The organism is Clostridium sp. AF32-12BH, assembly GCF_003477935.1.
GTDB lineage: Bacteria > Bacillota > Clostridia > Lachnospirales > Lachnospiraceae > Brotaphodocola.
In genome coordinates this window covers 1-15,916 of the sequence record NZ_QUEH01000025.1, presented here as the reverse complement: position 1 = coordinate 15,916, position 15,916 = coordinate 1, and the positions used below count along the sequence as shown (strand labels likewise).

General features: G+C 56.7%; 20 protein-coding genes and 1 pseudogene. 1 reads left to right on the top strand and 20 read right to left on the bottom strand.

Annotation, left to right across the window (positions count from 1 at the left end; translation table 11 throughout):
• Window positions 1-6: 6 nt before the first annotated feature.
• The 3 genes from DWZ40_RS18060 to DWZ40_RS18045 all read right to left on the bottom strand — a co-directional run bounded on the left by DWZ40_RS18060 (window position 7) and on the right by DWZ40_RS18045 (window position 2,483).
• Window positions 7-195: a hypothetical protein gene (locus DWZ40_RS18060; RefSeq protein WP_118544239.1), complete on the bottom strand. Its 189-nt coding sequence runs from the start codon at window positions 193-195 to the stop codon at window positions 7-9.
• 631 nt (window positions 196-826) lie between these two features.
• On the bottom strand, window positions 827-1,246 hold the full coding sequence (locus DWZ40_RS18055) for a sigma factor-like helix-turn-helix DNA-binding protein (protein ID WP_118544238.1): 420 nt from the start codon (window positions 1,244-1,246) through the stop codon (window positions 827-829).
• A 478-nt stretch (window positions 1,247-1,724) separates the two neighbouring features.
• Window positions 1,725-2,483 carry a helix-turn-helix transcriptional regulator gene (locus DWZ40_RS18045; protein WP_118482307.1) on the bottom strand — a complete coding sequence of 253 codons (759 nt, stop codon included), beginning with the start codon at window positions 2,481-2,483 and terminating at the stop codon, window positions 1,725-1,727.
• Window positions 2,484-2,750: 267 nt separating this feature from the next.
• Between DWZ40_RS18045 and DWZ40_RS18040 the strand changes: the two genes are divergently transcribed.
• Window positions 2,751-3,110, top strand: coding sequence for a helix-turn-helix transcriptional regulator (locus tag DWZ40_RS18040; protein ID WP_118482308.1), 360 nt, complete (start codon window positions 2,751-2,753; stop codon window positions 3,108-3,110).
• 177 nt (window positions 3,111-3,287) lie between these two features.
• On the opposite strand, the gene DWZ40_RS18035 is transcribed toward DWZ40_RS18040, so the two are convergent.
• From DWZ40_RS18035 to DWZ40_RS17955, 17 genes and pseudogenes are all read right to left on the bottom strand, one after another.
• Window positions 3,288-4,637 (bottom strand): relaxase/mobilization nuclease domain-containing protein, encoded by a 1,350-nt coding sequence (locus DWZ40_RS18035; protein ID WP_118544237.1) that lies wholly within the window; start codon window positions 4,635-4,637, stop codon window positions 3,288-3,290.
• A gap of 142 nt (window positions 4,638-4,779) precedes the next feature.
• Entirely contained in the window at window positions 4,780-5,073 is a 294-nt protein-coding gene (locus tag DWZ40_RS18030) for a CD1845 family protein (RefSeq protein WP_118544236.1), read from the bottom strand.
• 144 nt (window positions 5,074-5,217) lie between these two features.
• Window positions 5,218-5,565 carry a plasmid mobilization relaxosome protein MobC gene (locus DWZ40_RS18025; RefSeq protein ID WP_021887816.1) on the bottom strand — a complete coding sequence of 116 codons (348 nt, stop codon included), beginning with the start codon at window positions 5,563-5,565 and terminating at the stop codon, window positions 5,218-5,220.
• Entirely contained in the window at window positions 5,562-5,735 is a 174-nt protein-coding gene (locus DWZ40_RS18020; protein ID WP_021887815.1) for a DUF4316 domain-containing protein, read from the bottom strand. Before DWZ40_RS18020 ends, DWZ40_RS18025 begins: the two co-directional genes overlap by 4 nt.
• Before the next feature lie 10 nt (window positions 5,736-5,745).
• On the bottom strand, window positions 5,746-6,324 hold the full coding sequence (locus DWZ40_RS18015) for a hypothetical protein (protein ID WP_118544235.1): 579 nt from the start codon (window positions 6,322-6,324) through the stop codon (window positions 5,746-5,748).
• A gap of 134 nt (window positions 6,325-6,458) precedes the next feature.
• On the bottom strand, window positions 6,459-6,809 hold the full coding sequence (locus DWZ40_RS18010; protein ID WP_118544234.1) for a cysteine-rich VLP domain-containing protein: 351 nt from the start codon (window positions 6,807-6,809) through the stop codon (window positions 6,459-6,461).
• Complete coding sequence (locus tag DWZ40_RS18005; protein ID WP_118544233.1) at window positions 6,799-6,984, bottom strand: hypothetical protein; 186 nt, start codon at window positions 6,982-6,984, stop codon at window positions 6,799-6,801. Before DWZ40_RS18005 ends, DWZ40_RS18010 begins: the two co-directional genes overlap by 11 nt.
• Complete coding sequence (locus tag DWZ40_RS18000; protein WP_118544232.1) at window positions 6,981-7,721, bottom strand: DUF4366 domain-containing protein; 741 nt, start codon at window positions 7,719-7,721, stop codon at window positions 6,981-6,983. The genes DWZ40_RS18005 and DWZ40_RS18000 overlap by 4 nt, the downstream gene beginning before the upstream one ends.
• Complete coding sequence (locus DWZ40_RS17995; protein WP_118544231.1) at window positions 7,718-7,969, bottom strand: DUF4315 family protein; 252 nt, start codon at window positions 7,967-7,969, stop codon at window positions 7,718-7,720. The genes DWZ40_RS18000 and DWZ40_RS17995 overlap by 4 nt, the downstream gene beginning before the upstream one ends.
• Window positions 7,970-7,984: 15 nt before the next feature.
• Window positions 7,985-9,628, bottom strand: a complete 1,644-nt coding sequence (locus tag DWZ40_RS17990; protein WP_118544230.1) for a C40 family peptidase — start codon at window positions 9,626-9,628, stop codon at window positions 7,985-7,987.
• Entirely contained in the window at window positions 9,609-11,879 is a 2,271-nt protein-coding gene (locus tag DWZ40_RS17985; protein WP_118544249.1) for a VirB4-like conjugal transfer ATPase, CD1110 family, read from the bottom strand. The genes DWZ40_RS17990 and DWZ40_RS17985 overlap by 20 nt, the downstream gene beginning before the upstream one ends.
• A 46-nt stretch (window positions 11,880-11,925) precedes the next feature.
• Window positions 11,926-12,306, bottom strand: a complete 381-nt coding sequence (locus tag DWZ40_RS17980; protein WP_118544229.1) for a PrgI family protein — start codon at window positions 12,304-12,306, stop codon at window positions 11,926-11,928.
• Complete coding sequence (locus DWZ40_RS17975) at window positions 12,294-12,884, bottom strand: MT-A70 family methyltransferase (RefSeq protein WP_055060868.1); 591 nt, start codon at window positions 12,882-12,884, stop codon at window positions 12,294-12,296. Before DWZ40_RS17975 ends, DWZ40_RS17980 begins: the two co-directional genes overlap by 13 nt.
• The gene (locus DWZ40_RS17970) at window positions 12,881-13,555 is read right to left on the bottom strand and encodes a site-specific DNA-methyltransferase (protein ID WP_347560125.1); all 675 of its coding nucleotides are present in this window, start codon (window positions 13,553-13,555) and stop codon (window positions 12,881-12,883) included. Before DWZ40_RS17970 ends, DWZ40_RS17975 begins: the two co-directional genes overlap by 4 nt.
• A 129-nt stretch (window positions 13,556-13,684) precedes the next feature.
• On the bottom strand, window positions 13,685-14,551 hold the full coding sequence (locus DWZ40_RS17965) for a VirB6/TrbL-like conjugal transfer protein, CD1112 family (protein ID WP_118544227.1): 867 nt from the start codon (window positions 14,549-14,551) through the stop codon (window positions 13,685-13,687).
• 12 nt (window positions 14,552-14,563) lie between these two features.
• Window positions 14,564-14,644 (bottom strand): annotated as a pseudogene (locus tag DWZ40_RS17960) (Maff2 family protein); the annotation flags it as partial.
• A 90-nt stretch (window positions 14,645-14,734) separates the two neighbouring features.
• The coding region (locus DWZ40_RS17955; RefSeq protein WP_118544226.1) for a recombinase family protein at window positions 14,735-15,916 on the bottom strand (1,182 nt) is incomplete at its 5' end.

Sequence of the window (15,916 nt, the reverse complement as noted above, 5' to 3'; positions counted from 1 at the left end):
CCCGCATTAGTGCATCTGCGCCCGCCCCGGCGCATACTTCACAAAGACCTCATACAGACAGCTTTCAATTTCACGCTTGCGCTTGTCCCGTGCTTTGGGAGAGAGCATCGGGGTCAGGTTTTCCACGGTGATGGATTTGCCCTGAAAAGACGCGGTTTTGACTTCCTTGTGATAGCCGACTCTTGCCTCCGTCATCTGAAAACCTCCTATAACAATCAGCGGTGTGAATAGATTTGATGGTTTCCCGTTGTCCGTGGGGAAACGTGAAAGGACGGCACAAAAGCGCCGTCCTTTGACCTTGCCCCACCTCTGGCCACGATGACCAGAAGCAGCGGGACAGTTGTTTTCCGTTTCAATCCACAAAAGAGGGAGCCGCCGCGCCGGAATGGTTTGGGCTGTCATAAGACAGAAAGGCCCGGTTTGACGGCTCCCTGTATGATCGTTGTGTGCCGTATTTGCCACGCATCCCCGGCACGGGGAGTATTCCAGACCGCCGATGGCTTCGGCTGCATAGCCCCACAGCACCGCTGCCCGTGGAGGGCTGGCGCATACCGCAGGAACTCCCCCTCAAGTCTGTGGGAGGGCGTGAGCAAGTTTCATTATCCTCCGCGCTGTCCTCGCGCCCGGTTTGCCAACACCGGGTCAAAGGCTGCGTTGATCGCTCGGCCAGCTTGTCCATCACCTCCTGAACTGGCTGTCGTGGCGGCGCGCCTTACGTCGCTATCACGCGGATTTCGTATCGGGAATACTGTCTATTCAGTTTTCAAGGCGAGGAAGAAAACTCCTCTTACCTATCAGGAGGTTTCGGGGGCAAATGTACTCCCTCTTACAGAGATTTTTTCAAAATATTTTTCATAGAGGCCAGCCCGCGCTCAATGGAGCAGCAGATGCGGCTCCGGCCAACGCCCTCGGCTGCCGCGATCTCGGCCTTGCTCATGCCGAGAAGATAGTGCTGGTACACACGCCGGGCCTGCGTAGGCGGGAGCTGGGCCAGCGCGTCATAGAGGGCAAAGGTGGTTTCCCGTGCCTCAATGTACTCGTCCGGGGTCAAGGGCTGGCGGGGTACATTGGCCTCAAAGCCGGGATCGGTGTCCAGCGAGCACTCGCCATTTCTGCGCTTTTGCCGCTTGTAGCTGTCGCACAGGCGGCCTCCCATCGAGAGGGCGGCGGCGATCTCGTCCGAAACTTCCAGCATCACATTTTCGGTCATATAGGGGTAATACCGTTTCAGGTTGATAGTCGTCATAATTGTCCTCCATTTCAAAAGGTGGTTGGTGAGTGCGGATTGAAATGGAGAACAGGCGGCCCCCGGCACCTTGGAGCCTCTGGCCACCGTGACCAGAAGCGAGGGCATATAAAAACGCCCGCACAGCATGACGCTATACGGACGCAAGCAACTAAAAATCCTGTTACATGATGTTCAATTTCACTTTCAAAGCCGGACTGCTCCGATGGAGGGGCTACGCTTTTTTTAGCTGGTGCAGATCATGGACGCTATGGAAAAATAAAATGGACACGGCAGATTAACCTCCAATCGGCTACCGTGTCCCTGCAAGTCGTCATCAGTTTGTGCAAGCGCAAAGAAACGGCGGCTCTGAAATTCAAAGCCGCCGTTTCATATAGGCGTGTTGATGGGACTGCTGTACGACGGCTTTTTTTCTTTTGCCGTCGTGCAGCAGATTTGGCAGAGTTAGTGCAACGCTTTATTACAGGTTATAGTTAATTTATTCATACTTCTTTCCAACCACATATATTGGCAACAGCACACCGCAAAGGAACATAGCCAAGAAAACATATTTCCCTATGTTTTCCCATACATCTGCTACAATGCTGCCCGCCACGATGTTGATAATCGGGAATAGTATCATACACAGGCACAAACTCAAGCGGAGAGTTCTCACAATATGTGGCCAGTTGCGATTATTGAATTTTACTCCCGGCACATTCATGCGGAATGGGCCATCATAAAAAATGTTTACACTGTTTTCATCATAAAAGCTTGATAACTTAGTGCGGACGAAGCAGCAAAAGTACGCGCCGAATACCGCACTTAGAAGCGCAAGCGTTTCCAAGGTTTCCATGCAGGGCTGCGCCGTTGTATAGTTCAGAAATGTACCGATACAACAAATCAAAAGGGAAAATCCGTAAAAGACAATCCACTTGCTCTTTACATGATATGCCCTTTCAGGGCTTTCGTCCGCATAAGTGATTGCCGTCTTAACAATATCCTCAACTTTATCAGGTTTTAGTACATCATCGTTCGGCAATCTCTCACACATCAAAAGTTCCGTAACGGAAACATCCAACAGATTTGCCAGCGGGATCAATAGAACGGTATCGGGCAAGCTAACTCCCGTTTCCCATTTGCTTACAGCCTTATCAGATATACAGAGTTGTTCTGACAACTCTTTTTGAGTGATTCCTTTTTCTTTGCGAAGTGCGGCGACAAATGCGCCAAATTTCTTCTTGTCAATATTGAACATTGATTTTGACCTCCTGTGATTGCTAAGAGCATTATCGCTCTAACGCTGCCATTTAGCAACCGAATGGCAAGCGAGTATATCATTTTGGATGTTGAATGATAGTAGAGTTGAGATATTTCTTTCGTGAAAGGTACACTATTGTTTATTTTATCATTACAGTATCACAAGTTCAACCGTGTACATGAAATGAAAAATGAGTACGAATGAAATGTAGCACCGTTCAAATACTATCACCCGAAATGTAAAATTACATTAGGTGGTGATGACATGAAGAACGAAAAGAGCGAACGCAAATTTGATTTTCGTCCGATGGGGCTTGCGATTAAGAAAGCCCGTGAGAAGAAAGGCATGACACAGGAGCAACTGGCCGACATCATCGGGCGGGACACTCGTACTGTCATGTACCACGAAAACGACGGTCAACATCCGAGCTTAGATATTTTCTATCAACTGGCAACCATGTTCGACCTGTCAGTAGATGAATACTTCTACCCCGATATGAGCGCCGATGAAGCCGCAAAGAAGCGGATCAACATTCTGCTTAATTCCCTCAGCGAGAACGAGCTGCGGCTCGTCGAGGGGATTATCAATGCAATCATAGAAAACCGTGGAACGGAGGGAGCGTAAGAGACGGCGCGGCCTCCGTTTTTCGTAGGGCCTACGGGGGAGCGCGTTAGCGGCAAGCAAGGCAAGTGTATTGACACTTGCAATTTCCGCGCTGCGGAAATGCTTGTTGGGGTGCCCCCAAACCCGCTGGACTTCTGGCCATCGTGACCAGAAGAAATGTTGTCTGCGTCGCCGTCCCTAACGGGCCTGCTCCTTATTGCGCTGGTTGTCCGTCAGCCCGCGCAGGTGATCCACGCTGCCCTTAACCGCCACCAGCTCCCGCATATCCTGCTGGGCCTTGCGGTATTCCAAATAAAGAGCCTTTTTCCGCGCTGCCAGTTGGCGGCGTTTTTCTTTTAGTACGTCCATTTTGGGGAGCTTCTCGCCACCCAGCAACTCGGCCATTGTCGCCTTGGCCGCCCGATAGTCGGCCAGTTCCGCCTCATGCTCGGCAAGATATTTCCGGCTGTACTTGGCGGCCTTGTACCCATCGAACGCGGGGCGGGTCTTGGCGTACTGCACCACGGCGGCCATCAGATCGGACACACGGGAAAGCTCGGCCTCGGTCTGCTGAATGTCCCCGGCCAGCGTGTGAAAACGCTCTGTGGCGGCGTCGGTCTTTGCGGCCAAATCGTCATATTCAAATAGCTGGTGCTCTTTCAGATATTGCAGCGCGGCCGCCATCTGTTTAAGGTTGTACACCTTGGCCCAGCGTTCATAGGCTGGGCCTTTACCCTGACGCATCCTCTCCTGAATATCGATCAGCAGATTGACACGGCGGGGTGCGGGCGCTTTCCGCGCCGTGGCCGTTCGTGTGGGAGCCTTGCCGTCAATGACGGCCTGCACGTCCTCGGGGCCGTAGCCGTCCCCCAGCGTGGACGCCCGGAAACGGGCCGCCCGCTGTTGTCCTGGCACAAGGAATGAGATCGCGCCGCCGCGCCCGTGCTTGACCTGTATGCCTGCCGTTTCCATGCGCCGGAGAAAATCTGCGAAGTCCTTGGGGCGCTCCGTCAGGGCCGCATCAATGGCAAGACGGATCTGTTCTTTCTGTGAGAGCTTTTGATTTTCCCCCAGCCATTGACCGTAGTGCAGATACCGCCCCTTGCTGTGGAGCTTGGGATTTACAATCACGGACAGATCATGCTCCAGACATACCCGGTCAGACAGCCGCCGCAGGGCAAACGAGGAGCCGATGAAGTTGCGGAACTTCCGGGAGCGGTCATAGGCGGTGGAATTGTAGTAAATGTGATTGTGAATGTGCTCCTTGTCTATATGGGTACAGACAAAGAATTGATACTTGCCCTTTGTCCAGCGCATCGCCGTTTCATAGCCGATGCGGTTGGCCTCCTCCGGCGTCACCTCGCCGTGAGGGAACGCCTGCCGGATCTGGTAGCACAGCGCCCCGTGTCCGGCCCTGCGGTCAGTTGCCCCCTGATACTGATTTTTGACCAGCATGAACTCGGCGTGTGCCGTGGCCGGATCGCAGAGGTAGGAGGAAACAGCCCCCAGCTTTTCCGGGTTCAGGCCATAGTCAAAGCGGTCTTTCAGACTTTGCAGGGCCGTCCGCTTATCGGCCCGCTTGTGGGATTTGAGGTAGGTCGTGGCCGTAGGCAGTCCTCCTTTCCATACGATAAACGGCGGCTGGGATCAGCTGCCGTTTTCTGCATCTTCTGGCCACCGTGACCAGAACTCAGCCCATGATGAAGCTCCGCAGGGAGCCGTTCAGCTCGTCCAGCTTGGCAAGCAGCCATCCGGCCAGCGCGGGTAGGCCAAAGGGCGAAATGGCAAACGTCATCAGCAGCCCCACGATCCCCGTGGAAATGTCTTTCTCCACAAACAGCATCAGGACACTCAGCAGCCCCAGCACCGACGCGAGGATGGAGAGCAAACCAGCGGAAAGACTCAGCAGGAACGAGAGCACGGCCACAAGCAGGGTCAGCACCAACACAAAGGGAGCGGCAAGAATTTTGAATATGATCCGCATAGGGGGTTCCTCCTTTTTCCTGTATATGTCTATTATAACTCCGAAAAAATCGGCACTCAAGGATGTCCCGGTTGTCCTTACTTCTGGTCATCGTGACCAGAAGCAGGGACAACCGGGGAACGGCGCGGGGCCGTTCCCCCTGTATCACATCGTTACAATGGCAGAGAGCTGGGCCAGCAGATCAGACAGCGGCCCCCACAGGTCGGCATAGTCCTTTTGCAGCCGCTTCAGCTCGTCCGGGTACAAGCCGCCATAGCTGTTGGCATGGATGGCCGCCTGATTGAGATTGTTTGCACAGCGCCGCTGGAGCGACACAAGCTCCTTGACGGGTTCAAGGTCAACGTGGAGCACATAGCCGCCCAGCGCCATTTTTCGGATATAGGCGCTCATGTTGCGGATGCCCGCCTCGGCCATGCGCTCCCGAATGACCTCCAGCTCGTCAGGCCGTACCCACACATAGATGGGGACGCTGCGGACGCGCTTCTTTGTCAACGCTCCTCACGCTCCCGGCTGCGGCGCTTGGGCGGATGTTCCCGTACCTTGTCCAGCGGCTTATCCTCCGGGGGCGGCACAGGCAGATTGTTGATGATGCCGTCAATCTGATTATAGTTCTGCTCCATAGAAAGCTCGGCGTTCTTGTTGGGATTGCGTTCCTGATCCATAAATGTCCTCCTATCTGTCGCCCCGGTCAGGGGCATTTTTCTTTGGGGCAGCTTGGCCCCGGTCAGCCTCGGCCTGCTTTGCGGCGGTTTTCATCTGTTCCCGGATCGAACGGGGCCTGTCGGGATTGTCAGGCGCAGGCCGCAGCTCATAGTCAGACGCCTGCCGTTTCGTCAATGGCCGCGTGTAGGTCAAATGCCCCCACGCCAGAAATGATCCATTTTCAACCGGGACGCGCTGATCGTAGTTGACGATCTCATCCGGGGCGTTACGGGGCGGCTTGGGGAATGTCCCAATGTCCACAGGGCGCTGGGTAGAGTAATACTTGTAAAGGCCGGGAGCCTCGACCTGCCTGACATCGACGTTGTAAAGGCGCTGGTATTCCTGCACCCGCGCCGCAAAGTCCTGTTCCAGAGCGGCACGGTCGCTGCCGTAATGCCCCCATTCATACTGCCGCTGGCCGTCCTTGTCGTCATAGCAAGCCCATGTGACATAGGGCGAGGGAGCGGTAGGATGATGCCCCAGCGCAAAGCCCCTGCCATTTTCCAGCATGACGGCCTGAATGATCTCATAGCCTTGGTTTTTGTCCATACGACCTCCTTTCCAAAATGTTAGCAATATCTCTGCAAAACCGGGCGGGGCTATGAAATCATACGCCCCGCCCATGAAGCGGCCCCGGAAAGCCCTACAATTAAGGGTGTTTTCCGGGGTCAAATGCTCACAGCCTACCCCCGGTATTTCCGCATATAGCCGCGCTGCTTCTGCCGCCTTGCAGCCCCGGCGCAGGCCGGTGAGCAATACCGCTGCCGCCCGTCCGGGAGAAAGGCCCTGCCGCACACCGGGCAGGGCCGGGTTTCCACCACGGCCTCCACGGTCAGCGACCTTTCCAGCACGGGATCAAGGGGCAGCACCGCCGAACGGAAATAGCGGCAATAAGCGCCCGTCCAGCACTTGCCCAGCATATAGCAGGGACAATCCAGCGGCAGACAGCCAATGTCTTTGTCATAGTTGGCACACCACCGCTTCACAAGGGAGCGGATCGCCGCCTTTTCCTGCCGGGTCAATTCACGGCTCATTTTTGCCCCCTGTCTTTACCCTGAGCTGCTCCCGGTAGCAGAACACGCAGCCGATCCCATGCCAATAGAGGCAGCCGTCGCAGCGGGAGCCTTTGGGCGGCAGGTTGGGCGGGACGCCCTTGAAGTAGCTCTTTTCTTTCATAAAGTCCTCATAGGGGCTGTCGGTAAACCTCATTCTTCACCGTCCTCGTCCCACGGCGGCCCGTCATCCTCGGGAGCGGTTTCGTCATAGTCCTCCGCGCCGTCATACTCGCCGCCGTAGTCGGCCTCGGACTCAGCGGCCCGCTGCTTCTTGGGACGGTAGATTTTGAAGTACCAGCCAGCGCCGCCGCCAATGACCACCACGGCCAGCGCCAGCAGAAGCATACCGCCGCTGCCCGTGGCCTTGGGCTGCTCCGGCTCGGGGTCAGACTCCGGCTCTACCACAGGCACAGGCTCCGGGGCCTTGCCCTGGCACTCGCTCATGTTCACGGCGCAGACGGCACAATCCACGTTGATAGCACCAACGGCGCATTTATCCACGCACGAACACTCCGGCAGCTCACCGCCCGCCGCCTGCATCGCCGCCAGCAGGTCGGCCTCGTCCACCATGTTCAAAAAGTAGGTCTGATACTGCTCGCCGTCCTCATCGGTGGGCTTGTCATAGTCAATGACGATGTAAAAGGTGTTGCCGCCGCTGGTCTGCACCGTGATGAACTGCTTGTTGGTGACCTTATCGTAGAGCAGATCACGGGTCACAAGGTTGCCGTCCTCGGCGAAGCCCTCGCCGGGGTCAACGGTTTCGGCAGGCGGCGGCTCCACAGGATCAAGGCCGTCCCATTCCTCCCCGCCCCCGGCATAGGCTGTGACCGCCATACTGCCCATGAGGGCGGTCACGCAAAGCGTTATCAGCAAAAGCCGCAGTTTTTTCATTCCGTCACCTCCGCCTGTTCTGTCGGCTTCTGGCCACTGTGACCAGAAGCGCCGCTCCGGAGCTGCTGGAGCACCAGCGGCAGATCGGCAAGGGAGATACTCATGCCGCGCACGATCTCCACGATCTCGTTGTTTTCCGCCTCCAGCTTCTTCTGCTCCAGTTCTTTAAGCCGTGCCTGCTGCTCGGCAATTTTGGCCTTGACCTTTTCAATCTCGGCCTCGATCTTTGCGCTTTTCGTAATTGCCATATCAAAAAACCTCCTTTACGGTAGTCGCCCGTAGGCGTAAAGATGGGACTGCCAATAGCTGCTGTTCAGGTTGGCATAGCTGATGGGGTCGCCACAATGGAGCATCCAGCCGTCGCCCACATAGATGCCCACATGAGAAATGCCCGCTGTGTCATAGGTGCCGACAAAGAACACCAGATCACCGGGCCGGGGGCTGCTCGTCCGGGAGCAGATGTTATAAAGGCCCTGCGCCCCCAGCCGCCCGAAGCTCCAGCCGCATTGATTGTAGACGTAGCTGACGAAGCCGGAGCAGTCAAAGGACGTGGACGGGCTGCTGCCGCCCCACACATAGGGAAAACCGAGATATTTTTCCGCTTCTTTCAGAATGGTGGCAAAGGTTTCATCATCCAGATAGGACTCCGGGACTTCATGCTCTGGCGGGCGGTTGGTGATGTATTTCCCGATATAGCCGGACGAGGGGAACAGATCGGGCCGGTTTCCCAGCGTGGACATATACAGGGCGTACATGGAAAGCTGCTCCTCGGACATCATGTAAACCGGGACGTGGGAAAGATTGAAGTTTTCCAGCGTGACATAGCAGATGTAATAGTTGTACGGCACCTCCACCTCATAGTCGTTGCCCTCGCTGTCCGTCCGGGTAACGGTACGGTAGCGCACCTCCACCACCACATCCTCGGTCAAAATGTACTGGCGGTCAAAGAGGTCTTGCAGCGTCCCGCGCACCTCGTCCAATGTCCACGCGCCCTCATGGAGTGCGGAGATCATGGAGATCAGTACATAGGGATCGTGTTCAATGGTGTCGAGGTCAAAATGGTATTCGTCGTAATCGTGGGTGCGGGTGTAGGTGTCGAGGTAGCGTTGCAGCTCGTCCTCCAGAGCGCAGTAGGTGGCCTCGGCTCCCAGCATATCCGCGTCCTCCGCCTTATAGGTGCTGGCGGCGATGGCCGCAAGGGTGCTGTTTCCCACGGACACCATCGAGGACATACACGATTGCAGGGTCAGCACCACCAGCAGACAGCCCAGCGCAATCAGCGTCCCCACGGGATGCCGCTTGACGAACGCCGCCGCTTCCCGGACAAGCCGCTCCGTGGCCGACACGGTTTGTTCGGCGGCTTTGGCGGTCTGCTTGGCGGTTTCCCGCGCCTTGCGCTGATACTCCCGTTTCAGCTTGTGGCGGTGCCATAACCGGGCGGCGGCGCTCTGCGCCTCCGGCTGCTCCTGTGCAAACTTGCGGGAATGGTAGTCCGCCGTGGCCTTGATGTACCGGGACTCCGCACGGGCGGCGGCCTTGGCCGGGTGCTCCCGGATGGCCCTGCGTACCTTGTGCCGCCCATAGTGTAGCGCGGCCTCGCCGGAACGCTCCACAAAATGACCGCCCTCCACACCTACATTGTCGCGCTCCTCCTGATACACCTTTCCGTGCAGAAAAGTGTGGGTTTCGTGTCCGGCGATCCGTGCGATCCGCTTGATGGGACTGGGCTTTTTCGGCGGCTTCTGCTTTGCCAGCCTTTCACGGGCCTTGTTCAGCCGTTCCTCCCGGCTCTCCATGCGGAGCTTGGACTTGTGGAGCTTGGCCTGTTCGCTGTCGGTATGGAACTTCTGGCCACCGTGACCAGAAGCAGCCCCTCCCTCGGGCGGCTTATTCTGTCTGTTTTCCATTGGCGGCGTCCTCCGGCTTGGTGGTCAGCAGGTCGTAGATCTCGCCGCGGGGGAAACGGTCAACAAACGGGATGGTGACGCTGCCATAGAACAGCAGGCCCTCGCCAGAGTTGGACTGCGTGATATACGATAGCTGGTGCTCTGAAATGCCGATCTGCTTGGCAAGAATGGCGCGGTCACTCTGCGCCTGCGACAGCAAGATCATAAAATCCGTGTTGTCCAGAATGTTCTCGATCTCCCGGCTGGCCAGCAAGTCTTTCACGTTCTGCGTCAGGGCCGAGGGAACGCAGCCCTGTTTGCGGAGCATCTTCCAGACGGTCACGAAGTAGCTGGCGGTCAGCGGGTCACGGAGCAGAATATGGAACTCGTCGAAATAGCACCATGTCGCCACGCCGTTTTTGAAGTTGGTTCCCACCGCAGAAGTGACAAAATCGTTGGTGATGTGCATGGCGATCTTGCGGAGGTTTTCGCCCATACCTTTGAGCACGAAGCACACCACGCGGGAATTGAGGTTGACGTTGGTAGGATGGTTAAAGAGGTTGAGGGAGCCTGTGCAGTATAGCTCCAGCGCTGTGGCGATCCGCTTGGCCTCCGGCTCCGGCTGGCGCAGCAGTTCCTCATACAAATCTTGGAGCAGCGGCGTTTTGGCCGTTTCCAGCCCCAGCGCCATTTCCCGGTACACCTGACGCACACAGCGGTCAATGACGGTTTTCTCGATAGGCTGCAAACCGTCCCGGCCTCCCACCACCAGCTCACACAGCGACAGCAGAAAATCCGCTTTCAGGGACAGGGGGCTGTCCCCGCCGCCCATGTCCATCTGAACATCCATCGGGGAAATGTGGTTGGGGCTGTCCGGCGCGATCTCGATGACCTGACCGCCCAGCCGCTCCACCAGCGGGGCATATTCGCCCATCGGGTCTACCACGATGATGCGATCCTGCGGAATGGCAAGAAAGACGTTCAGCAACTCGCGCTTGGCGGCAAAGCTCTTGCCGCTGCCCGTGGAGCCGAGGTAAAGACCGTTGGCGGATTTCAGCTTTTTGCGGTCAGCCATGATGACGTTATGGGACAGGGCGTTCATGCCGTAGTAGAGGGACGGGCCATCCATGCGAAGCTCCCGCGTCATAAAGGGGACGAAGATGGCCGTGGAGCTGGTGGTCATGCCGCGCTGAATTTCAATGCCGTTGTAGCCGAGGGCCAGCGAGGACATATAGCCCTGCTCCTGCTGCCAGTCCAGCCGCTTGACGGCACAGTTATATTTCTGCGCGATGCCGTTCACGGTGAAAATGTCGTTTTCCAGCCGCTCCCGCGTGGGGGCGGTGTTGACGATCAGGAACGTCAAGAGGAACATTCGCTCGTTGCGGCTTTGCAGGTCGGCCAGCAGCTCGGCGGCGTCCTTGGAAAAGGTGACAAGATCGGGCGGAAGAATGTCAGGGTCATATCCGGCGCGGGTAGCCTTGCGCTGCTCCTCCACTTTCATCTTGTCGATGTCGGAGATTTTACCCTTGACCGTTTTAATGGCCTTGACCTGGTCCACCGTCTGAATGTGCATGGTGACAGTCAGCTCGGCGTCCAGCTCCAAAATCTCCAACAGCAGCTTGTCCGACAGCTCCGACGCCATAATCTGCAAGTAGGACGCCGCGCCCCATGTCTGGCCCACGCGGAACGAGCGGCTCTGCCGGAAGTCAAAGCTGTCCGGCACGATAAAGTCTTTCGTTCCCATGCCCGTATGGGCGATGTCCGCCCACTTGAAGCGGAACGGCTCCCGGCTGCCGGGGTGAAGCTGGCCGTGCAGCAGGGCCAGACGCTCCCGCCCGTCAAGGGGCTGGCTCTGTACCCCCAGCCGCTTAAAGTTGCCGATCACGTCCGCCTCTACACGTTCCAGACGGGGACGGGCGGCGGCCACATTTTCAGCGGGGATGCAAAAGGTGACGTACTTGGCCCGTTCGATACCGTTGTTGCTTTTGGCGATCTGGTTTTTTAGCATCCCCGTGTATTCCGTGCGGACGCTGTTGAAGCGGTCATCCGCCTCGGAGATATTCACCTTGTAGCGGCTCCCGGAGCGGCTGCGGCGGTTGACAAAGGAAAGCTGGAACGGCAGCGAACTGTCAAAATAATTCAGCCACGAACTCCAGCCGCCGAAAATGGCCGTCTGATCCTCGGCGGACGCAACGGAATAGTTGATGTCCTCATATTCCAGCGTTTTTGTGTAGACACCGCCGGGGAGCTGACAAATGCCGTCTGGCAGCATCCGCACATAGGGAATGGTCTGCTGGGCCGATATGGTCGCCGGACGATTACCGGCCCGCGTCAGGCTTTTTGACTTCTTGGGGCTTTTGCTCAAGTGTGACCTCCTTTCCCGCAAACGGGGCGTAGATATTCTGCGTCTGATAGGGCCTCACACCGGGCCGCAGGAACTTGGCCCGGATGATATTCCGGGCCACCTTTTCAAAGGGCAGGCCATCACGCTCATACATCGCCATGAAAAAGGCCGGGAGCATGATCGCGATCATCAGGAACATCGCCCCGGTGCCGCCCAGCGCGTGACGGGTCAGCAGATACACGGGGATGCCCACGGCAGCCGCACCGCCGAAGCAGATAAGCTGGCGGCGGGTGAGGTTAAAGGCAATTTTCGTCTTGATCTTGGAAAGATCGTTGGGAACATTCACATAGGGCAAGAAACATCCTCCTTTCCGCTATCTTCTGGCCACCGTGACCAGAGGCCCGCTGTCGGCTCCACCTCGTTGCCCCACACGTCCCAGCCGGGAGGGGTCTGCCGTGCGAACAGCTCCACGCGGGGCCTGTCGCCCATGAGGGCAACGATCTTGTCCCGCGTTTCGTCCGGCTTTTTGCTGTGGGCCTCGATGGGAGAAATGATAAACTGGTGAATATCGGCGGCCTGCCGCTTGGGGTGTCCCTTGGTCGCCAGCAGGCAGACCTCGGCATTTGCCCTCGTCCAGAAGCCCAGCCCATAAAACCAGCTATCCGCCTTTTTGTTCTTTTTGAGCCAGACAAAAGCGACGCTTTTATAGGTGAAGCCCCACGCACGGATGAGCCGCAGGGCCTCCGGGAGCTGTGGGAACGTGGCCCACATGAAAAGGGCGCTGTCCTTGGCCGCAAGCTCGGCCACAGGCAGCGCGCACAATTCATCAATGCTCATGGTGGGGTAATGGTTTTCTGCCGCCCCCTGCACTTTCTTTGCGGAGTAGCGCCACGGGGGATCGGCGTAAATAATTTCGTAGGTTCCTGTCATCATTCTCCTTTCCTGCCAGATGCCACAGCCTCCCGCGCCCGCCGGATGCGCTCCGTGGCGGGGCCGTAAAAGGCCGGGGCGGTTTCAAAGCAGACGAAGCGGCGGCCTGTGTTCAGCGCGGCCACGGCAGTTGTGCCGGAGCCAGCGCAGATGTCCGCCACCACCTCGCCGGGGCGTGTGTAGGTGCGGATCAGGTACTCGCACAGGGCCACGGGCTTCTGCGTGGGATGCACGGTGGTTGTCACCGTGGGGAACGCCAGCACATTCCCCGGAAAGCGCCGCCCGTCGGACTCGCCGCTGGTGCGTCCAAACTTTCCGTAGTTGGGGCTGTTCCCGCTGCAACGGTGAATTTTCTTGTACGGCTTGCCCTGTTCAAACTGCGGAAAGTAGGCCGGGGACTTCTGGTAGAACACCAGAATATTCTCCGTCTTTTTCAGCGGAGCGCGGCGGGCATTGAGAAAACCCGTGCAGCGGCTTTTGTACCATACCCACTCATAACGGAGCATGGCGAGGTTGGACGCGCCCAGCACCTTGTCATAGGGGCATTGTGCGAAAAACAGCACCGCGCCCTCCGGCTTGACGGCCCATTTCACCGCCTCCCACAGCTCTGGGAGCGGCAGCGGCACATCCCAAAAGTTCCGGGTCGTGCCGTAGGGCGGATCGGTCAGAAGCATATCCACGCTATGCTTCGGCAGGGAACGCAGGCCCTCAATGCCGTCAGAGAGGTGCAGGCCCTCCTGGATCGGCCTCTGGCCACTGTGACCAGAAGCGGCGGTATCAGCGATAAGATCACCTTTCCTTTCTCAATGGGCGCTGAAGATGCTTTTGGAGATCGTCCCGGTTTTCATCAGCATGAAGCACAGAAGCACCGTATAGCCGATACAGCCCCAAATCGCGCCGATAGGATCTCCGCTTGTGGCGATCCCCTGAATGAGCACCGCATAGATCGCCACGCAGACGAGGATCAACATACCCTGAAAGCCCACGGCAAACAGGGAGCGCAGATAATTCTGGCCCATCGCGCCAAGTTCCCGGTTGGAGAGTGTTGCCACGGGGATGGGGGCTAAACTGGTCAGCAGATATATCTCGATCATGCGGCCATAGACGATCACGAAAATAAAAATGTTCAGCGCCAGCATGGTAAACTTAATGAGGAACGATTGCAGGAACAGGCCCAGCAGAGGGCCAAGCTCCATCGTTTCAAGGGTCATTTCCAGATCGGCCAGCATATCCGGCGTGATGTTGGTTGCGCCTGTGACGATGCCCGCCGCGCTTGCGATCACGCTTTGGGACACATCAAAGACCGCCATGACGATATTGAACGTGTTGGACAGGATCAGGATGGCACAAGTGGTTTTGAATACCCATTTGTAGATATTCGCCACGTCGAACTCGTGCATATTGTTCTTTTCCAGTATCATCTGGATCAGCTCATAGGTGGCAACGAAGGTCAGGATCAATCCGGCAATCGGCAATATCACCGTTTCGGAAAGCTGCCGTATCAGGGAGAACACCCCGGCGTTCCATGCCGCCGGAGTAGTCCCCACCTGTACGGATATTTCCCCGACGCGGGTATTCACCGTTTCAAACAGCCCCTCGAGGTTTCCCATGATGCCCTCGATCAAAAGCCCTTTGAGCCATTCCGTGATCCATTCGGTGAGAATACCCATCGGCAGCTACCCTTAAAACAGGGTAGACAGCAGAGGGATCAGGGTCGTGCCCAGCACGATGATGCCGCCGCCCGCCATAAGCTGTTTTATCCCCAATTAGGTGTAAAACTCTGCTCGATGGCGGGCGGCGGCGTACAAAAAATCTATATGGTGTTTTTAAGAGAACCGTCCCGGCGGGACAGGTCAGGCAGTGACCTGTTCCACCTCCGGGATGGGTTTGAGATTAAAATGAATTTCGATAGAAATGTGTCTTGTTTTATCTTCGTCAATGCGCTCATGCACGACGATTTCTTTGATTAAGCGGTTGAGGGTGGCTGCGTCCAGCTCTGTGATATTGGCGTATTCCTGAATGGCTTCCACCCATTGTTTTGCGTCATTGGCAAGCTGGACTTCATCGGACAGCCGCTTTCTGCCCTCGGACACTTTTGCTTTAAGCTCCGCTTGCTCGGTCTGTGTCTTTTCCAGCATGGTGTTGAAATTCTGCTCACTGATACGCCCTGCAATCATATCCTCATAAAGCCGCATGACCATTTTATCCAGAACCTCAATCCGTTCCTCGTCCCTTGTAAGGGAGCGTTCCATTGCTTCCCGCTGTTCCCGCTGCTCGGCTTCACAGGTATTGGTCAGGCGGTCAGCAACCGCTTTCCCGTCCATCAGGGCAGCTCTGGCACATTCCCTGATTTTCCGCAGCACATGGCTGTAAAGGGTGTCATAGTCAATCCGGTGCTGGGTGCAGTGGTTCTTTCCAAAGGCATTGTAGGTCTTGCAGGAATAAATCTGCTGGGGATGTTTTGCGTTTGTGTAGCGTATCGTCAGCGACTTCCCACACTCGCCGCATTTTATCAGTCCGGCAAACAGGCTGATTTCATTGGTCTGCCCCGGACGCTGGCGGGATTTCAGCTTGTTCTGCACAATGTCAAAGCTCATGCGGTCAATCAGCGGTTCATGCTGTCCCTCCACCACAATCCAGTCCTCCGGCTTCTTTTCTCCAATCGTGCCGATTTTGAAACGGTAGTCTTTTTTCTGGGAAGCAATCGCCCCGGTGTAGACGGGATTCATCAAGAGGTCTTTGATAACGGAGAAGTCCCACATATACCGTCCGTTTTCTGGGTCTTTCTTTTCCCATTTGGTGCGGGTATTGCGAAGCCCCCGTTCCCGGTTCCACCATGTGGGGCAGGGGATTTTTTCTTCCTCCAGCCGTCTGCGGATATAGTTCGGACCATGACCGTTCAGGGCATATCCGAAAATCAGCCGCACAATCGGGGCGGTTTCCTCGTCAATGAGCAGATGGTTTCTGTCCTCTGGGTCTTTCCGATACCCAAAGGGGGCAAGACACCCGGTAAACTGTCCTTTCTGCGCTTTCAG

Coding starts and splice junctions, on each gene's coding strand:
- DWZ40_RS18060 (WP_118544239.1), bottom strand. CDS start 195: ATGACGGAGGCAAGAGTCGGCTATCACAAGGAAGTCAAAACCGCGTCT.
- DWZ40_RS18055 (WP_118544238.1), bottom strand. CDS start 1,246: ATGACGACTATCAACCTGAAACGGTATTACCCCTATATGACCGAAAAT.
- DWZ40_RS18045 (WP_118482307.1), bottom strand. CDS start 2,483: ATGTTCAATATTGACAAGAAGAAATTTGGCGCATTTGTCGCCGCACTT.
- DWZ40_RS18040 (WP_118482308.1), top strand. CDS start 2,751: ATGAAGAACGAAAAGAGCGAACGCAAATTTGATTTTCGTCCGATGGGG.
- DWZ40_RS18030 (WP_118544236.1), bottom strand. CDS start 5,073: ATGCGGATCATATTCAAAATTCTTGCCGCTCCCTTTGTGTTGGTGCTG.
- DWZ40_RS18020 (WP_021887815.1), bottom strand. CDS start 5,735: ATGGATCAGGAACGCAATCCCAACAAGAACGCCGAGCTTTCTATGGAG.
- DWZ40_RS18015 (WP_118544235.1), bottom strand. CDS start 6,324: ATGGACAAAAACCAAGGCTATGAGATCATTCAGGCCGTCATGCTGGAA.
- DWZ40_RS18010 (WP_118544234.1), bottom strand. CDS start 6,809: ATGAGCCGTGAATTGACCCGGCAGGAAAAGGCGGCGATCCGCTCCCTT.
- DWZ40_RS18005 (WP_118544233.1), bottom strand. CDS start 6,984: ATGAGGTTTACCGACAGCCCCTATGAGGACTTTATGAAAGAAAAGAGC.
- DWZ40_RS18000 (WP_118544232.1), bottom strand. CDS start 7,721: ATGAAAAAACTGCGGCTTTTGCTGATAACGCTTTGCGTGACCGCCCTC.
- DWZ40_RS17995 (WP_118544231.1), bottom strand. CDS start 7,969: ATGGCAATTACGAAAAGCGCAAAGATCGAGGCCGAGATTGAAAAGGTC.
- DWZ40_RS17990 (WP_118544230.1), bottom strand. CDS start 9,628: ATGGAAAACAGACAGAATAAGCCGCCCGAGGGAGGGGCTGCTTCTGGT.
- DWZ40_RS17985 (WP_118544249.1), bottom strand. CDS start 11,879: ATGCTGCCAGACGGCATTTGTCAGCTCCCCGGCGGTGTCTACACAAAA.
- DWZ40_RS17975 (WP_055060868.1), bottom strand. CDS start 12,884: ATGATGACAGGAACCTACGAAATTATTTACGCCGATCCCCCGTGGCGC.
- DWZ40_RS17970 (WP_347560125.1), bottom strand. CDS start 13,555: ATGCTTCTGACCGATCCGCCCTACGGCACGACCCGGAACTTTTGGGAT.
- DWZ40_RS17965 (WP_118544227.1), bottom strand. CDS start 14,551: ATGGGTATTCTCACCGAATGGATCACGGAATGGCTCAAAGGGCTTTTG.